Origin of the sequence: Streptosporangium amethystogenes subsp. fukuiense (assembly GCF_042665875.1) — a bacterium.
Taxonomy (GTDB): domain Bacteria; phylum Actinomycetota; class Actinomycetes; order Streptosporangiales; family Streptosporangiaceae; genus Streptosporangium; species Streptosporangium fukuiense.
The window spans coordinates 4274888-4290487 of the sequence record NZ_JBHTEE010000001.1 but is presented as its reverse complement, the minus strand read 5'-3'; the positions used below and the strand labels follow the sequence as shown (position 1 = coordinate 4290487).

Here is a 15600-nt window from a genome sequence, read left to right as displayed (position 1 = left end):
AAGGGATTCTCAGACCGGAGGTCCGGAGCAACAGAATCCCGGCCGGTGGTCCTCGCCGGATCTTTCTGGAATTCCCGCCCTCCGACTGTCGCAGGCGGTCCTAGAGATCATCTAGAGATGCCCGGGGGCGGGCCGCACGGGTCCGAGCAGGAGGTCGGGATCCGGGGGGCGAGGCGAGGGCGGGCCGTCCGGTGACCTTCCTTCGGACGAGCCGCGCTCGCGGCCTCACCCGGGGGTGCTTTTACCCGCCTGAAGCAGACAGGCCGCTCCCTCTTCGGGGAAGCCGGCTGACCGGTTTAGGACATTGACTTGATAGCGGATTAGTTCAATGTATTTCTAGAGTAATGGCTGGTTCAAAAGCGGGGGGTCGAGAGACGCGGTCGGTGACACGGAGGCCGGTGACAAAGGGGCCGTGAGCCGACAAGTCCGCGGGCCGGTCGGCGGCACGGGCGGTCGGCTCGAATTCCGCGAGCCGACCGGCCCGCGGACCGGTCGGCGATGAAAGGCGGGCGGAAAGGCATGGCCGATGAGAGGGGGCGGGTGGGCGCCGTCGCCCCCCTCGGTTCGAGCCGTGACCTGCAATAAAATCTATACGTATGTAATGGGATCTATATGTAGGTGTTGCCTGCGGCCGGGATCCTCCGTGAAGGGTGACGCTCTTCCACGGAAGGGTTCTGGATCCCGGCTCCGCCGCTACCCGCGGGTCCCGTCTCGCGGAGCGCGCACGCCGGAGGCCTGCACGCTCACGCCGGTGCGGGCCGCACCGGCTCCGCCGGGGTGGAGTGGCTCGCCGGCTGGAAGCTCTCCACGAGGGCGGGAGGGGTTCTTTCCGTTCCCTGTCCTTACGGCGGGCTGAGCCGTCGCTCAGTCCGGGTAGCCCCAGCCCAGGTGGGACTGGGCGGCGCTCGTCTGCAAAGAATACTTACCGGTGTCCTTCAGGGGGGCAGACGAATCAGCACTCGCGGTCGTAGCATTGCCAGTGACGGCAAAAGCAGCCGTAAATAGCATGGCGAGGGCAGACAAGGCAAGACGTCGGCGCACGGGGAGACTCCTGTCGTAGGTTCTGCTGCTCAAATGATATCTTTCAAGGGGTAACGTGACTGGTCAAGACTTGGTGGGGCAGCGCATCAAAACCGTCCGCCGGCAACGTGGTTTTTCCCAGGCGCAGCTCGCCCATCCAGAACTGTCGGACAGTTACGTATCTCTCATCGAGAGTGGCAAGCGTACTCCGACCCCCGCGGTGCTGGAGCTGCTGGCCGAAAAACTCGACTGTTCCCTTACATATTTGATCAATGGTGTCACGGCCGAGCAGATGCAGGAGATCGAGCTCGCGCTCAGCTACGCGCAGCTGGCCATGGACAACGGCGAGGTCGTCGAGGCTCGCACCCGTTACGCCGAACTCCTCGCCGACAGCGGACTGGCGGGCCTGCCCCAGCTGCGGCAGGACGCCGAGTACGGCCTGGCCCTCTCGACCGAGGCCTGCGGCGATCTGGAGCAGGCGATCGTCCTGCTCAACGGGCTGCGCGAGGGTGACGAGGCGGCCCTGAGCCCCGAGCGTCACGTCGCGGTCGCGGTCGCGCTCTCGCGCTGTTACCGGGAGAGCGGGGACCTGGCCCGGGCGGTGCAGGTCCCCGAGGAGATCCTCACCGGCGCGGTCCGGCCGGCCTGGACGGACGGCCTGATGCGGTTGGGCGGCCAGCTGCTCGCGGCCTACATCGAGCGCGGCGACCTGCTCCGGGCGCGTCACTTCTCCGCCGAGATGATCGCCGCCGCCGAGCTCCTCGCCAGCCCGCAGGCGCTCACCCTGGCGCACTGGGGCGCCGCGATCGTCGCGGTCGAGAGCGGCCACGCCGACGAGGCGGTCACGCAGGCCGAGCGTGCCCTGGCCATCCAGTCCGAGTACGGTGACGCCCGAAGGCTGGCCCGGCTGCGCGGCGACTACGCCCAGGTCCTGCTGATCGTGCGGCCCATGGAGGCCGAGGCCTGGCGTGACGTGCTGTTGAAGGTGGAGAAGGAACTGGCGGAGAGCTCTGCCAGCTCGATAGACAAGATGCGCTGCGCGATGAACCTCGTCCGGGCGGAGCTGCTGCTCGCCCAGCCCGAACGGGCCGAGGAGCGCATGCGCTTCGTCTGCGATCTGCTCGACGGCATGCCGAAGGTCATGCAGGCGGAGGCCCGCCTGCTGCACGGTGAGACCCTGGCGGAGCTGGGCCTGCAGGAGCAGGCCTCGCAGGAACTGCTCGCCGGGACTGAGTGCCTGGAGCAGGCGCCGGAGACCCGCTTCACCGCCCATGCCTGGCTGACCGCGGCCCGGGTCCTGGAACGTATCGACGAGCCGGACCGGAGCGTCGACGCCTACCGGCGGGCGCTGGCCGGCGTCGGGCTGTAGGAGGGGCGGAGGACCCGCGCCGAAGCCGGATCGGACAGGGGGGTCGAGACCGCGTGGTCACGTGGGTAGCCTTGGGGTTGCCATGAAGACTTCCCCTGTCGCGGTCGCCCTCGCGCTTCTCGCCGCCCTCGTGCTCGGCACGGCCTTCGCCTCGCCGGCCTTCGCCCATGACCGGCTCAAGAGCAGTGACCCCGCCAAGGGCGCCAAGGTCGAGAGCCTGGAGGAGGTGAAGCTGACGTTCACCGCCTCGGTGCGCTTCCCGAACGTCGTCGTACGTTCCGGGGACGAGAACCACCAGGACGGCAAACCCGTCCTCGACGGCGCGGTGGTGACCCAGAAGGTCAAGGAGGATCTCCCTCCGGGTGACTACGTCATCGCGTATCGCGTCGTCTCCTCCGACGGCCACCCGATAGAGGGGGAGATCCCCTTCACCCTGCTCGGTTCCGCCTCCCCGTCGGAATCGGCGTCGCCGTCCGCCACCGCCGCCGAGTCCCCGGCGGTGGCCGAGAGCCCGGTCACCGCGGAGACATCGGCAGAGAACGCGCCGGCCGCCGCGCTCAGCCCGGCAGCCGCGGTCGGCGACGAGGAGCCCGGCTCCTCGCAGGGCGTGCCCGGCTGGATGTGGATCGTCGTCGGCGGCGTGACCGGCATCGGCATCGGCATGTTCCTCAGCGTGCGCAACAAGAAGCGGCCATGAGCGGGCCCGCGCGCTCCGCGCAGGCGGCGCGGAGCGAGACGCCGGGGAACAGCCGGGCGGTGAGGCTCGCCCTGGCGGCCGCGGTGGCGGCCGCCGCCGCCCTGGTGATCGCGATGATCGCCGGAGGCGCCGCGACCCCGCGCATCATCCCCGGCCTGCCCGACCAGGGAACCTTCACCCGCTGGGGACTGCCGCTGGCGAAGCTGACGATGGACGCGGCGGGCGTGCTCACCGTCGGCGTGCTCCTGGCCGCCACGGTCCTGCTCCCCAACGACAAGGGTCTGCTGGGCAAACCCGCGCTCGGCTACGTCAAGGCCGCCTCCTGGGTCGCGCTCGTCTGGGCCGGGGCCGCCGCCGCCACGATGGTGTTCAGCCTCTCCGAGGCGCTCGGGCTGCCGGTGGCCGACGTGCTCGGCGGCAACGAGCTCACCAGCTTCGCCAGCCAGGTCTCCCAGGGCATCGCGCTGACCCTGGTCGTGCTCTTCTCGGTCGCGATCGCGCTCTTCGCCCGAGGGGCGATCACCGCCGGCGCGTCCGGCGGCCTGCTCGTCCTCGCCCTGGTCACCCTGCTCCCGCCCGCGCTGACCGGCCACTCCGCCTCCTCGCCCAACCATGACCTGGCCACCACCGGTGTCGCGCTGCACCTCGTCGTCCTCGCGCTCTGGGTGGGTGGCCTCGGCGTGCTCTGCGCGCACGCGCTGCGCCGGCAGCCGTACCTGGAGATCGCCGCCGCCCGCTTCTCGGCCCTGGCACTGTGGTGCTTCGTCGGGGTGGGACTGTCCGGCCTGTTCAGCGTCCTGGCCAGGCTCACCTCGGTCTCCGAGCTCTTCACCTCCGCCTACGGCCTGCTGCTGCTGGCCAAGACCGCCGCGTTCGCGCTGCTCGGCGTCGTCGGCTGGTGGCACCGCAAGCGGACCCTGCCGTCGCTCGCCGCGGGCGGCCCCGGCACCTTCGTCCGCTTCGCCACCGGTGAGATCGTCGTCATGTTCGCGGCCATCGGGCTGGCCGTCGCGCTCTCCCGCACCGCGCCGCCCCCGGCGGTGCTGCCCGTCGACAGGGCCTTCGAGGTGCTCGGCTACACCATGCCGCCGGAGATCTCGCTGGCCAACCTGGCCTCGCTGTGGTGGTTCGACCTGTTCTCCGGCACGGTCATCGCGCTGCTGGCCGGCCTCTACCTCGCCGGTGTCGTACGGCTCACCCGGCGTGGCGACTCCTGGTCCAAGGGGCGTACGGCCGCCTGGTTCACCGGTGTGCTGATCCTGCTGGTCGCCACCCAGAGCGGCGTCGCCCGCTACGCCAAGGTGCTGTTCAGCGTGCACATGGCCGAGCACATGACGCTGTCGATGATGGTGCCGATCTTCCTGGTGCTCGGCGCGCCCGTCACCCTGGCCCTGCGTGCTCTCAAGCCCGCCGCCCGCAGGGGCGACCGAGGGCCGCGCGAGTGGCTGACCACGATCCTGCACAGTAGGTACGTCCGCTTCGTCACCCATCCGGCGATCGCTACCACGATCTTCATCGTCTCCACCTACGCGTTGTACTTCACACCGCTGTTCGCCGCCGCGATGGAGGAGCACCTCGGCCACATCGTGATGACCGTGCACTTCCTGGTCAGCGGCTCCCTGTTCTTCTGGGTGATCATCGGTATCGACCCCGCTCCCTACCAGCTGCCGCACGTGGCCCGGCTCCTCCTGCTGTTCGTGACCATGCCGTTCCACGCCTTCTTCGGCATCGCGCTGATGAGCATGACCACCGTGCTGGCCTCCGACTGGTACGACCAGCTGGGCAGGACGTGGGGCGCCTCCGCCGTCGAGGACCAGCAGACCGGCGGAGCCATCGCCTGGGGGTTCGGCGAGATCCCGACGCTCGTCGTGCTCCTCGCACTGGCCTTCCAGTGGTGGCGCGCCGACGACCGCAGAGCCCGCCGGGCCGACCGCCGCGCCGACGCCGCCGCGGCCCGGACCGGCGGCAGCGGCGACGCCAAACTCGACGCCTACAATGAGTACCTGGCCAAACTCAATAAGCGCGACGGCGTGAAATAGCCGGACGGCCACGGCCTGCTATCTTCCAGCCCTCTCACCGGCACCTCCCGGTAGCCTGGTGTTTCAGGGGGCTCGTGCTCACCGCAGCGGGCGCAGCGCTTCGTCATCGCGCGCCACGCCCAGTCACATATTCGGTCGGGGGGCCGGTGGCTGCAACGTGCATCAGGAAGGTTGAGCAGTGTCCGAGGAACTGCGCGTACGTGAGGGCCGGAGTCGTAGCCTGGCCCAGGCCCTTGAGGGGCATCTCACCGAATGGTCCGAGCGCACCGGGACCACCGTCGAGATCTGGGCGCTGCCCGCCGGCGAGGTTCCGGCCGCGATCACCAAGGCCGTGATGGCCACGCTCGGGGAGGCGCTCACCAACGTCGAGCGGCACAGCGGCGCACGGGTCGTGGCCGTCGCCGTCACCCTCGGCCCCAGTGGCCTGCGCATGACGGTGAGCGACAACGGCGTCGGCTTCTTCGGGCGGGCCGAGGGCCGGGGCGTCACCGCCATGCACGCCCACTTCGACCAGGTCGGCGGCACGCTCAGCGTCAACGGCGTTCCCGGCGAGGGAACCACGGTCAGCGGAGTGGTGCCCCGCCAGGACTAGGCGGCACGAAAGGCGCGGCGCCGGGCGAGCTCCGCTAGGGCAGGGTCAGGATCTCGTGGCCGGTCTCGGTCACCAGAATGGTGTGCTCGAACTGGGCGGTCCGCTTGCGATCCTTGGTGACGGCGGTCCAGCCGTCGGGCCAGACGTCGTAGTCGATGGTGCCGAGCGTCAGCATGGGCTCGATCGTGAACGTCATGCCCGGCTCCAGCGTGACCGCCAGTGACGGGTCGTCGTAGTGCGGGACGATCAGGCCCGAGTGGAACGTGGTGCCGATGCCGTGGCCGGTGAAGTCACGGACCACGCCGTAACCGAACCGCTTGGCGTAGGCCTCGATCACGCGACCGGCCACGTTGAGCTGCCGGCCGGGAGCGATGGCCTTGATGGCCCGGTTGGTGGCCTCACGGGTGCGCTCGACCAGCAGCCGTGACTCCTCGTCGACGTCGCCGACCAGGAAGGTGGCGTCGGTGTCGCCGTGCACGCCCCCGATGAAGGCGGTGATGTCGACGTTGACGATGTCGCCGTCGCGCAGCACGGTGTCGTCGGGGATGCCGTGGCAGATCACCTCGTTGATCGAGGTGCACAGCGACTTGGGATATCCCCGGTAGCCGAGCGTGCTGGGATACGCCCCCCGCTCGCAGAGGAACTCGTGGCCGATCCGGTCGAGCTCGTCGGTGGTGACGCCGGGCGCCACGTGCCTACCGACCTCTTCGAGCGCCTGAGCCGCCAGCTTGCCCGCGATCCGCATCCGCTCGATGATCTCGGGGGTCTTGACGTCGGACTCCCCGGTCTTCGGGGACTTCTTCCCGACGTACTCCGGCCGCTGGATGTGAGAGGGAACCTTGCGGAGGGGAGAGATCCGCCCGGGCTGGAGCAGTGTCGTCATGGTTGCACAGTCTAGTTGCGCTTCCCACTGGGCAGGATTGCCGCATGACTGACCAATGGTGGTTCTGCCTGAAGCACATGGCCGTCGAACCCGACGAGGGTTGCCCGAACAAGGACCGGATGGGGCCGTACCCGACGCGCGAGGCCGCGGCCAACGCGCTGAAGACCGCGGCCGATCGGAACGAGGACTGGAAGAAGGAGGACCAGGCATGGGAGGACGACGACTGAGGACGGAGCGTGGCCGGTACGCCTAGTCGGTGACCTGCGGGCCGCTGACCCGATCCAGCAGCCTGGCCAGGCGGTCACGCAGGGTGGGGCGCCGTTCGACCTCGCCCGCGGCCATGCTCACCAGGTGCTGTGCCCCGTCGAAGGAGAACGGCGCCCGTTCGGGGACCGTCAACGCGTCGTGGGCCAGGCCGGTAAGGTCCGTGTCACCGCCGTCCAGGGCCAGGATCGTGGTGCCGGTCCTGCGGGCGTCGCTCACCCGCTCCAGCAGCGCCTCGGGGGCGCGCTCCTCGGCGACCACGAACAGGGTCTCGCCCCGCCCGGCCTGCCGGATCCGTTCCAGCCCGACCCGCAGGTGCGCGGGCGCGCCGGGGGCGGGTGCCCAGCGGACCAGCGTCGGGGAGAGCTGGGGCAGCCCGGAGAGCCTGGCCTCGTCGCTCAGGTGCGCGGTCAGGTGCCAGGGCTCCTCCTCGGGCGTGCCGACCACCAGCAGGCCGCCGACCGAGCGGGTCGCGCGCAGGGCGAGGCCCAGCTCGCGGGTCCGCTCGATCCAGCCCGTCGAAGCCAGGATCTCGCGCAGCAGTGTCACCGACCCAGCGTCCATGGGCACCATCGTGCACCAGCCCCCCCGCAATGATCCTGGGAATGCGCCCCTGAGAGGATTCGGGACAGACGTTATGGTCGATGAAGTCCGATCTTGAGGGTCGGGGATGATGAGGAGCGGTGAGTGAGCACTGACAGTCCGGACGTGGGCGGAATCTCGATCGGGATCCTGGGCGGGACCGGGGACCAGGGCAAGGGGTTGGCGCGGCGGTTCGCCCTCGCCGGGCACAGCGTGCTGATCGGCTCACGCAGCGCCGAGCGGGCGCAGGCGGCGGCGGCGAGCATCGGCGGATCGGTGCGCGGCGCCGACAACCCGACCGTGGCGGCCGAGGCCGACGTGGTGATCGTGGCCATTCCCTGGGACGGGCACCGCTCCACGCTGGAGTCCCTCCGCACCGAGCTGGCCGGAAAGATCGTCATTGACTGCGTCAACCCGCTCGGCTTCGACAAGCAGGGCGCGTACGCACTCGCGGTCGAGGAGGGCAGCGCCGCCCAGCAGGCAGCCGCGGTCCTGACCGAGAGCCGGGTCGTCGCCGCCTTCCACCATGTCTCCGCCGTCCTGCTGCTGGACCCCGAGGTCGACAAGATCGACCTGGACGTGCTCGTGCTGGGCGACGACCGCGAGGCCACCGACACCGTCCAGGCGCTGGCGGGCCGCATCCCCGGCATGCGCGGCGTGTACGGCGGCCGCCTGCGCAACGCCCACCAGGTTGAGGCGATGACCGCCAACTTCATCTCGATCAACCGCCGCTACAAGGCCCACGCCGGCCTGCGCGTCACCGACATCTAGGTCATCTGACGATTTCGGCTGCCCGGAGGTCTGTGCCGCCGGGGGGTGGGGAAGGCCGTCCGGCGCCGGTCCCGATCGGCGTTCTCGATGTTCACAGACGTCAGACCCGGCCTCCTCGGCGGTCCCGGCGGTGCCGGCCCTGTCGCGCGCCGGTGCTCGTCAGGTGGTCGCGCGCGGCCGCCTGGCGATCTCCTTGGCGAAGGAACGGCGCCGGGCATCCGGGACCGTCACGGTGCTCTTTCCGGTGCCCTGGGCCGGGGTGATCTGTGCTTTTGATGACGAACATCGCACCAGTCAGATCTGACAAACGGCCTGTTAACCGGACATTCTTATCTCATGACTGATTTTCGCCCGGAGACCCGCACCGTCCACCTTCCCCAGCCGCAGCTGAACGGCAGCCGCCCCATCGCGGTGCCGCTCTACCAGACCTCCGGCTTCGTCTTCGAGGACCCGGCCGTCTTCGCCGACGGGATGGGCCGTCCGGACGGGGCCTTCGTCTACGGGCGCCTGTCGAACCCGACGGTCCGCTCCCTGGAGGAGGCCGTCGCCGGTCTGGAGGGCGGTGTCGGGGCCGTGGCCACCGGTTCCGGAATGGGGGCCGTCAACTCGGTGCTGCTCGCGCTGCTGGAGCCCGGTGATCACCTGATCGCGCAGCAGGCGCTCTACGGCGGCACCGCCTCGATGATCAACGACCTGGAGCGGCGCTTCCGGATCTCGGTCTCCTACGTTCCCGGGGACGACCCGGCGGCGCTGCGCGCGGCCGTGCGGCCGGAGACGAAACTGGTCTACCTGGAGACCATCGCCAACCCGGTGACCCAGGTCGCCGACCTGCCGGGCATGTGCGCGGCGGCACGCGAGGCCGGAGTCGTCTCCGTGGTCGACAACACCTTCGCCTCACCGATCCTGTGCCGGCCGCTGGAGCACGGGGCCGACATCGTGGTGCACTCCACGACCAAGTACCTGAGCGGGCACACCGACGTGCTCGGCGGGATCGCCGTCTTCGCCGCGGAGGAGCTGTACCGCAGGGTGTGGGCCTTCAACGTCAAGCTGGGCGCCACCGCGGACCCGTTCGCCGCCTGGCTCACCCTGCGCGGCATCCAGACACTGCCGCTGCGGATGGAGCGCCACTGCTTCAACACCCGCGAGCTGGCCACCCGGCTGAACGACCACCCCGCGGTCTCCGTCGTGCACTGGCCGGGCCTGCCCTCGCATCCCTCGTACGGGCTGGCGGCCAAGCTCCTGCCCGACTTCGGGGGTGTCTTCTCGTTCGACCTGGTCGGCGGCCGGGCGGCGGGCGAGCGGTTCATGAGCTCGGTGCGGCTGGCCCTGCTGGCCCCCTCTCTCGGCGGTGTCGAGACGCTCATCCTGCACCCCGCGACCACCTCCCACCGCTCCCTGACGGCCGAGGAGCTCGCCCGGCACGGGATCGGTGAGGGCACCGTACGGGTGGCGGTCGGCATCGAGCACATCGAGGACCTGTGGGCCGACTTCGAGCAGGCGCTCGCCTGAAGGATCCACGGTGTCTCCTAGACTGCGGCGCGGGGCCGCCGGAAGGACGGGGCGGCCGCTTTCCGAGCCGCTTCGCGGAAAGGGGGCGCGCGTGAGCGTGTCGATCGGGGACGTGCGGCGGGCCGCCGAGCGCATCGCGGGGTACGTCCGGCGTACACCGGTGGTCGAGGTGTCGCCGGGGCTGTTCTTCAAGCTGGAGGGATTGCAGCACTCTGGGTCGTTCAAGGCGCGAGGAGGTTTCAACCGCGCCCTGTCCGGCGGGAAGATCCCCGAGGCCGGGCTGATCGCGGCGAGCGGGGGCAACCACGGCCTGGCGGTGGCGTACGTGGCGCGGAGTCTCGGCGTCCAGGCGGAGATCTTCGTGCCCACGGTGTCCAGCCCGGTGAAGGTGGCCGGGTTGCGCGCGCTGGGCGCGCGGGTGACCCAGGTCGGTGCCGTCTACGCCGACGCCTACGAGGCGTCCGTGAAGCGCGCGGCCGAGACCGGTGCCCTGGACGTGCACGCCTACGACCAGGCGGAGGTGGTCGCGGGGCAGGGCACGGTCGGCCTGGAGATCCTTGAGCAGACCGGGGGAGTCGACACGGTCCTCGTCGCGGTCGGCGGCGGCGGGCTCGTCGCCGGGATCACCGTCGCGCTCGACGGCCAGGCCCGGGTGGTCGCCGTCGAGCCCGAGCTCATCCCGACCCTGCACCGGGCGCTGGAGGCCGGCCGGCCGGTCGGGGTCGAGGTCGCGGGGGTGGGGGCCGACGCCCTGGGCGCGAGCCGGGCGGGCGAGATCGCCTGTGAGATCACGGGCACGGCGGGGATACGGAGCCTGCTGGTCTCCGAGGAGGCCATCGTCGAGGCGCGGCGCGAGATGTGGCGGGAGCACCGGATCGCCGCCGAGCACGCCGGCGCCACCGTGTACGCGGCCCTGCTGTCCGGCGCCTACACCCCGGCCGAAGGGGAGCGGGTGGCCGTGGTCGTGTGCGGTGCCAACACCGACCCCGCCACGCTCGTCTGAACGCCCCGGCGCCGCCAGGGTTTCCTGGGACGCCGGGGCTCGGAATCGTCAGCTGTAGCTGTGCTCGGGAGCGGGGAAGGCGCCGGTCGACACCTCGTCGGCGAAGCTGCGCACCGCCCGGTCCATCTCGTGGGCCAGGTCGAAGTACTTCTTGACGAACTTGGCCGGGCTCGCGGTCAGGCCCATCAGGTCCTGCCAGACGAGGACCTGCGCGTCGGTGCCGGGCCCGGCACCGATGCCGATCGTCGGGATCGACAGGGACGAGGTGACCCGCTCGGCCAGCTCGGCGGGAACGCACTCCAGGACCACGGCGAACGCTCCGGCGTACTCCAGGTCCTTGGCGTCGGCCATCAGCTCGTCACCCGACTGGCCGCGGCCCTGCACCCGGTAGCCGCCGAGCGCGTTGACCGACTGGGGGGTCAGGCCCAGATGGGCCATCACCGGGATGCCCGCCGAGACCAGCGCCTCGACCTGGGGGAGCACCCGCCGCCCGCCCTCAAGCTTGATCGCGTGGGCGCCGGCCTCCTTCATGAACCGGGCGGCCGTCTCCAGGGCCTGCTGGGGAGAGGACTGGTAGGAGCCGAACGGCAGGTCGGCCACGACCATCGCGCGGGAGGAGCCGCGTACCACGGCCGCGGTCAGCGGCATGAGATCGTCCACCGACACCGGCAGCGTCGAGTCGTAGCCGTACACGACCATGGCGGCCGAGTCGCCGACGAGCAGCACGGGAATGCCGGCCTCGTCGAAGACCCTGGCGGTCATCGCGTCGTAGGCGGTGACCATCGGCCACCGCTCGCCGCGCTCCTTGGCGCCGGCGATGTCGCGCACGGTGATCCTTCGCCCGGCCTTGCCGCCGTACAGAGGGGTCGGCCGGCTGGGGAGAGAGGAAGAGGACATGGGACCTCCAGTGAAGTCTCGAGGCGCCCCTGATGGCGTCCCCGGACGGTTCCGATGATTGCACGCGTTCGGCAGGTTCAACAGACCCGGTCGGTTCGGTAATCCGACGGTGGGGGTCCGGGTGGCCTACCACACACCCGCGCGGTAAATCCGGTGGCGGACATGTCGGGGGCATACGGCACAATGCTGACGGAGGTAAGTAATCACAATGGCTGTAGAACCTTACCGCCGCCTGCTGGCACTGCCGGGCGTGCGGTCGTTGTTGCTGGTGGGGCTGCTCGCCCGCATTCCCTCGACCGCGGTCGCCATCACGCTGACGATGCATGTCGTCGACCCCGGCGGTCTCGGCCTCGGCTTCGGCGCGGCCGGTCTGGTGACCATGGCGAGCACCGTGGGCATGGCCGTCGGCTCACCTCTGGCGGGCAGGTTCGTCGACAGGCACGGCCTGCGCCCGGTGCTGGCGGTGACCACGCTCGCCCAACTCGTCTTCTGGTCCACCGCGTGGGCGATGCCGTTCCCGGTGCTGCTCGTCGCCGCGGTGCCCGCGGGGCTTCTCGCCCTCCCGGTGTTCAGCGTGATCAGGCAGTGCCTCACGGCGCTGGTCCCGGTCGACCAGCGCAGGATGGGTTTCTCCCTCGACTCCATAATCGTGGAGCTCTCCTACATGGCCGGCCCCGCCCTGGCGATCGCGGGGGTGACCTCCCTCGGCAGCGTCCCCACCATGGTCCTCGTCGCGGCCGGTCTGGTCGGCTCGGGGACGGCGCTGATCGTGCTGAACCCGCCCATCCGCTCGGCCGAGGAACTCCGTGAGCCGGCGACGAAGGTCGCGCGCCGCCAGTGGCTCACCCCGGGCATGCTCGGACTGCTCGGCACCGTCGTCGCGGCGGCCTTCGTGCTGGCCGCCACCGAGCTGTCCCTGGTGGCGACCATGAAACAGGACGGCGACACCGCGTGGATCGGGCTGGCGATCGCCCTGTGGTGCGCCTACTCGCTGACCGGCGGCTTCGTGTACGGCATGCTGCCCCGTGGGCGCTCGCCGCTGGTCCTGATCGGAGCCATGGGGGTGCTCACCATTCCCGTCGGGCTGGTCGGCGGCGACTGGTACTGGCTGGTCCTGGCCCTGCTGCCGGCGGGCGTGCTGTGCGCTCCCGCGCTGTCCTCCTCGATCGACACCGTGAGCCGCCGGGTTCCCGCGAAGGCCCGCGGTGAGGCGATGGGGCTGCACGGCACGGCGCTACTGATCGGCAGCGCCTCCGCGGCGCCCATCGCGGGCGTGATCATCGACGGCCCCGGTCCGGGCTGGGCCTTCGCCGCCGCGGGGCTGGGCTGTGTGCTGATGGTCGGAGTCGCCCTGCCGTTCTGGCGGCACACCGAGAGCTCGGTGAAGGAGCCGCTCCCGGTCGCGGCCTGAACCCCTGCCCCGGCCGGCGTCGCCCTTGCCGGGGCCGCCCCCTGGCCAGGTCCGGCTCCCGCCCGGCCTGGCCAGGGGGCGTTGCCTGTTTGGCCACGGCAGTCTGCCTTGCCGGTTCGTCGCCAAATGTCAGCACATGTCCTGATAAATACGAAACGACACGGTTGCGTATCGAAAAAGATGGCGCTACGGTGGTGTTTCGAAACTCATACGTATCGAAAAACGGGGCCTTCGTGGAACAACAGCTTGGTCACCCGAGACGGTGGCAGATCCTGGGAGTGCTGGTCTTCAGCCTCCTGGCGGTCGTGCTCGACAACACCATCCTCAACGTCGCGCTGAAGACGATCGCCGATCCGAAGGTGGGTCTGGGAGCCAGCCAGAGCCAGCTGGAATGGGCGATCAACTCGTACACGCTCGTCTTCGCGGGCCTGCTGTTCACCTTCGGGGTGATCGGCGACCGTACCGGCCGCAGGCGCATGCTCATGGTGGGCATGGTCCTGTTCGGTCTGGCCTCGCTGGCCAGCGCCTACGCCCAGGACCCCATGCAGCTGATCGTCGCCCGGGCGTTCATGGGCATCGGCGGTGCCGCGATCATGCCGGCCACGCTGGCCATCATCTCCAACGTCTTCCCCCCGCAGGAGCGCGGCAAGGCGATCGGCGTCTGGGCCGGCGGCGTGGGGCTGGCCGTGGCGGTCGGGCCGATCACCGGCGGCCTGCTCATCGAGCACTTCTGGTGGGGGTCGGTCTTCCTGATCAACCTGCCGATCGTGCTGGTCAGCATGGTGCTGATCGGCCTGGTCGTACCCGAGTCGCGTGATCCGCGCCCGTCCAGGCTCGACCCGGTCGGCGTGATCCTCTCCGTCGTCGGTCTGGTCGCCCTCACCTACGGCATCATCCGGGGAGGCGAGCTGGCCACGGTCGCCAGCGCGGAGGTGCTCATCCCGACGATCCTCGGCATCGCCGTGCTCGGCGCCTTCGTCTGGTACGAGCGCCGCATCGACCACCCGGCCTTCGACGTCCGCTACTTCCGCGACCCGCGCTTCGCCACCGCGGTCGGCATGGTCGGCATCGTGTTCTTCGCGATGATGGGCGCGATGTTCTTCCTGGTCTTCTACCTGCAGATCGTGCTGGGCTTCAGCCCGCTGCAGGCGGGCGCCCTGATGATCCCCTTCGCCGCCGCTCAGCTGATCTTCGCCCCGCTCAGCCAGCAGATGGCCACGCGCTTCGGCGGCAGGCTGACCGCCACCGTCAGCATGGTCATCGTGGCCGGCGCGCTGGCCTCCTACTCACTGATGGACCAGCACACCCCGATCCTCCTGCTGGAGGTCGTGTTCTTCGTCCAGGGCGCGGCGATGGCCAACATCATGCCTCCGGCGACGACCGCGATCATGGAGGCGCTCCCCAGGGAGAAGGCGGGCGTCGGTTCGGCCATGAGCAACACCGTCCGCCAGGTGGCCGGCGCGCTCGGGGTCGCGCTGCTCGGCTCGCTGCTCTCGGCCACCTACCGAGACCAGATCGCCCCCGCGCTGACCGGTCTGCCCGATCAGCTCAGGCACGTCGCCGGGGAGTCGCTGACCGGAACGCTCGGCGTGGCCCAGGGGCTCGGCGGGCGGGGTGCGGCGCTGATCGAACCGGCGAAGCTGGCCTTCGTCGAGGGCATGCACATCACCGCCCTCGTCTCCGCGGCCATCGCGCTGGTGGGAGCCCTGGTGGTGCTCAGGTGGCTGCCCGGCACTCCTTCCGAGGCGCCCGTCCCGCGGGGTATCGATCGCGAGAAGGAACCGGCAGTAGTGTAGGGGTGCGATGACGACCACCGACGAGACCCAGATGGCCGATACCCGGACAGCCCAGGCTCAGACGACCCGTCCCGCGGGCCGTCCCCGCAGCGCCAGGGCGGAGAGGGCCATCATCGAGGCGACCCTGGACCTGGTCGGGGAGAGCAGCGGCCTCTCCGAACTGTCGATCGAGGGCATCGCCGCTCGCGCGGGGGTCGGCAAGACCACCATCTACCGGCGCTGGTCCAGCAAGGAGGACCTGCTCGTTGACGCGCTGGCGACCCTCAAGAAGCCGTTTCCCGCGCCGGGGGGCGTCTCGGTCCGTGAGGATCTGATCACCTACATGCGGGTCTTCCAGCAGGACGCGTGCGACACGCGCAACCGCTGCGTGATGAACATCGCGATGAACGAGGCCGAGCGGCACCCGCGCCTGGTGGAACGCATCCGTCAGGCGACCATCGAGCCGCGCAGGGCGGCGATCGCCGCCCTGCTGCGGCGCGGCATCGCCACCGGCGAGCTCCGGGCCGACCTCGACGTTCGCATCGCGATGGCGACAGTGGTCGGCGCCGTCATGTGGTACATCCGCACCGAGGGCCCGGAAGAGAACGGCGAACTCCCCGCCGACCTGGCCGAACGGATCGCCGACCAACTCCTGGCCGGCCTCGGCCCCGGCTGAGACTCACCGCGGCCCCGCCTCGCCCGGTGAGACACGGTGAGGCACGGTGAGGCACGCAGAGAGACACACGGTGCCGGGCCGGACCTCCGCCCTCCCGCACGCGTTCTCCAGT

General features: G+C 70.3%; 15 protein-coding genes. 12 read left to right on the top strand and 3 right to left on the bottom strand.

Annotated features, from left to right (window positions below):
• Positions 1-1096: 1096 nt before the first annotated feature.
• From ACFQVD_RS18105 to ACFQVD_RS18090, 4 genes are all read left to right on the top strand, one after another.
• A complete protein-coding gene (locus tag ACFQVD_RS18105; RefSeq protein ID WP_343963967.1) occupies positions 1097-2389 on the top strand; it encodes a helix-turn-helix transcriptional regulator in 1293 nt (430 codons plus the stop codon).
• An 82-nt stretch (positions 2390-2471) separates the two neighbouring features.
• The gene (locus tag ACFQVD_RS18100) at positions 2472-3086 is read left to right on the top strand and encodes a copper resistance CopC family protein (RefSeq protein ID WP_343963965.1); all 615 of its coding nucleotides are present in this window, start codon (positions 2472-2474) and stop codon (positions 3084-3086) included.
• On the top strand, positions 3083-5125 hold the full coding sequence (locus ACFQVD_RS18095; RefSeq protein ID WP_364155299.1) for a cytochrome c oxidase assembly protein: 2043 nt from the start codon (positions 3083-3085) through the stop codon (positions 5123-5125). The genes ACFQVD_RS18100 and ACFQVD_RS18095 overlap by 4 nt, the downstream gene beginning before the upstream one ends.
• A 178-nt stretch (positions 5126-5303) precedes the next feature.
• Positions 5304-5717 carry a sensor histidine kinase gene (locus ACFQVD_RS18090; RefSeq protein ID WP_343963961.1) on the top strand — a complete coding sequence of 138 codons (414 nt, stop codon included), beginning with the start codon at positions 5304-5306 and terminating at the stop codon, positions 5715-5717.
• Positions 5718-5751: 34 nt separating this feature from the next.
• Here ACFQVD_RS18090 and map read toward each other — a convergent pair whose 3' ends face one another.
• Positions 5752-6600, bottom strand: a complete 849-nt coding sequence (gene map / locus ACFQVD_RS18085) for a type I methionyl aminopeptidase (protein ID WP_343963959.1) — start codon at positions 6598-6600, stop codon at positions 5752-5754.
• 44 nt (positions 6601-6644) lie between these two features.
• On the opposite strand from map, the gene ACFQVD_RS18080 reads away from it, so the two are divergent.
• On the top strand, positions 6645-6827 hold the full coding sequence (locus tag ACFQVD_RS18080; protein WP_030921218.1) for a hypothetical protein: 183 nt from the start codon (positions 6645-6647) through the stop codon (positions 6825-6827).
• Between the two features lie 22 nt (positions 6828-6849).
• Here ACFQVD_RS18080 and ACFQVD_RS18075 read toward each other — a convergent pair whose 3' ends face one another.
• Positions 6850-7428 carry a hypothetical protein gene (locus ACFQVD_RS18075; protein ID WP_343963956.1) on the bottom strand — a complete coding sequence of 193 codons (579 nt, stop codon included), beginning with the start codon at positions 7426-7428 and terminating at the stop codon, positions 6850-6852.
• A gap of 123 nt (positions 7429-7551) precedes the next feature.
• Here ACFQVD_RS18075 and npdG point away from each other — a divergent pair, with 123 nt between their 5' ends.
• From npdG to ACFQVD_RS18055, 4 genes are all read left to right on the top strand, one after another.
• Entirely contained in the window at positions 7552-8217 is a 666-nt protein-coding gene (gene npdG, locus ACFQVD_RS18070) for an NADPH-dependent F420 reductase (RefSeq protein WP_343963954.1), read from the top strand.
• A gap of 130 nt (positions 8218-8347) precedes the next feature.
• Complete coding sequence (locus ACFQVD_RS18065; RefSeq protein ID WP_343963952.1) at positions 8348-8521, top strand: hypothetical protein; 174 nt, start codon at positions 8348-8350, stop codon at positions 8519-8521.
• A 32-nt stretch (positions 8522-8553) separates the two neighbouring features.
• Positions 8554-9726: a trans-sulfuration enzyme family protein gene (locus ACFQVD_RS18060; RefSeq protein ID WP_343963950.1), complete on the top strand. Its 1173-nt coding sequence runs from the start codon at positions 8554-8556 to the stop codon at positions 9724-9726.
• Between the two features lie 91 nt (positions 9727-9817).
• A complete protein-coding gene (locus ACFQVD_RS18055; protein WP_343963948.1) occupies positions 9818-10729 on the top strand; it encodes a threonine/serine dehydratase in 912 nt (303 codons plus the stop codon).
• Positions 10730-10777: 48 nt separating this feature from the next.
• Here the strand turns inward: ACFQVD_RS18055 and panB are convergent, their stop codons facing one another.
• Positions 10778-11626: a 3-methyl-2-oxobutanoate hydroxymethyltransferase gene (panB, locus tag ACFQVD_RS18050; protein WP_343963946.1), complete on the bottom strand. Its 849-nt coding sequence runs from the start codon at positions 11624-11626 to the stop codon at positions 10778-10780.
• A gap of 208 nt (positions 11627-11834) precedes the next feature.
• Here panB and ACFQVD_RS18045 point away from each other — a divergent pair, with 208 nt between their 5' ends.
• The 3 genes from ACFQVD_RS18045 to ACFQVD_RS18035 all read left to right on the top strand — a co-directional run bounded on the left by ACFQVD_RS18045 (position 11835) and on the right by ACFQVD_RS18035 (position 15488).
• Positions 11835-13037, top strand: coding sequence for an MFS transporter (locus tag ACFQVD_RS18045; protein ID WP_343963944.1), 1203 nt, complete (start codon positions 11835-11837; stop codon positions 13035-13037).
• A 233-nt stretch (positions 13038-13270) separates the two neighbouring features.
• A complete protein-coding gene (locus ACFQVD_RS18040) occupies positions 13271-14833 on the top strand; it encodes an MFS transporter (protein WP_343963943.1) in 1563 nt (520 codons plus the stop codon).
• 7 nt (positions 14834-14840) lie between these two features.
• Entirely contained in the window at positions 14841-15488 is a 648-nt protein-coding gene (locus tag ACFQVD_RS18035) for a TetR/AcrR family transcriptional regulator (protein ID WP_343963942.1), read from the top strand.
• Positions 15489-15600: the final 112 nt, after the last annotated feature.

Excerpts from the sequence above, each read along its gene's own strand:
- ACFQVD_RS18035 (WP_343963942.1), top strand. The coding sequence starts at position 14,841 with ATGACGACCACCGACGAGACCCAGATGGCCGATACCCGGACAGCCCAG.
- ACFQVD_RS18075 (WP_343963956.1), bottom strand. The coding sequence starts at position 7,428 with ATGGACGCTGGGTCGGTGACACTGCTGCGCGAGATCCTGGCTTCGACG.
- ACFQVD_RS18045 (WP_343963944.1), top strand. The coding sequence starts at position 11,835 with ATGGCTGTAGAACCTTACCGCCGCCTGCTGGCACTGCCGGGCGTGCGG.
- map (WP_343963959.1), bottom strand. The coding sequence starts at position 6,600 with ATGACGACACTGCTCCAGCCCGGGCGGATCTCTCCCCTCCGCAAGGTT.
- ACFQVD_RS18060 (WP_343963950.1), top strand. The coding sequence starts at position 8,554 with ATGACTGATTTTCGCCCGGAGACCCGCACCGTCCACCTTCCCCAGCCG.
- ACFQVD_RS18080 (WP_030921218.1), top strand. The coding sequence starts at position 6,645 with ATGACTGACCAATGGTGGTTCTGCCTGAAGCACATGGCCGTCGAACCC.
- panB (WP_343963946.1), bottom strand. The coding sequence starts at position 11,626 with ATGTCCTCTTCCTCTCTCCCCAGCCGGCCGACCCCTCTGTACGGCGGC.
- ACFQVD_RS18095 (WP_364155299.1), top strand. The coding sequence starts at position 3,083 with ATGAGCGGGCCCGCGCGCTCCGCGCAGGCGGCGCGGAGCGAGACGCCG.
- ACFQVD_RS18100 (WP_343963965.1), top strand. The coding sequence starts at position 2,472 with ATGAAGACTTCCCCTGTCGCGGTCGCCCTCGCGCTTCTCGCCGCCCTC.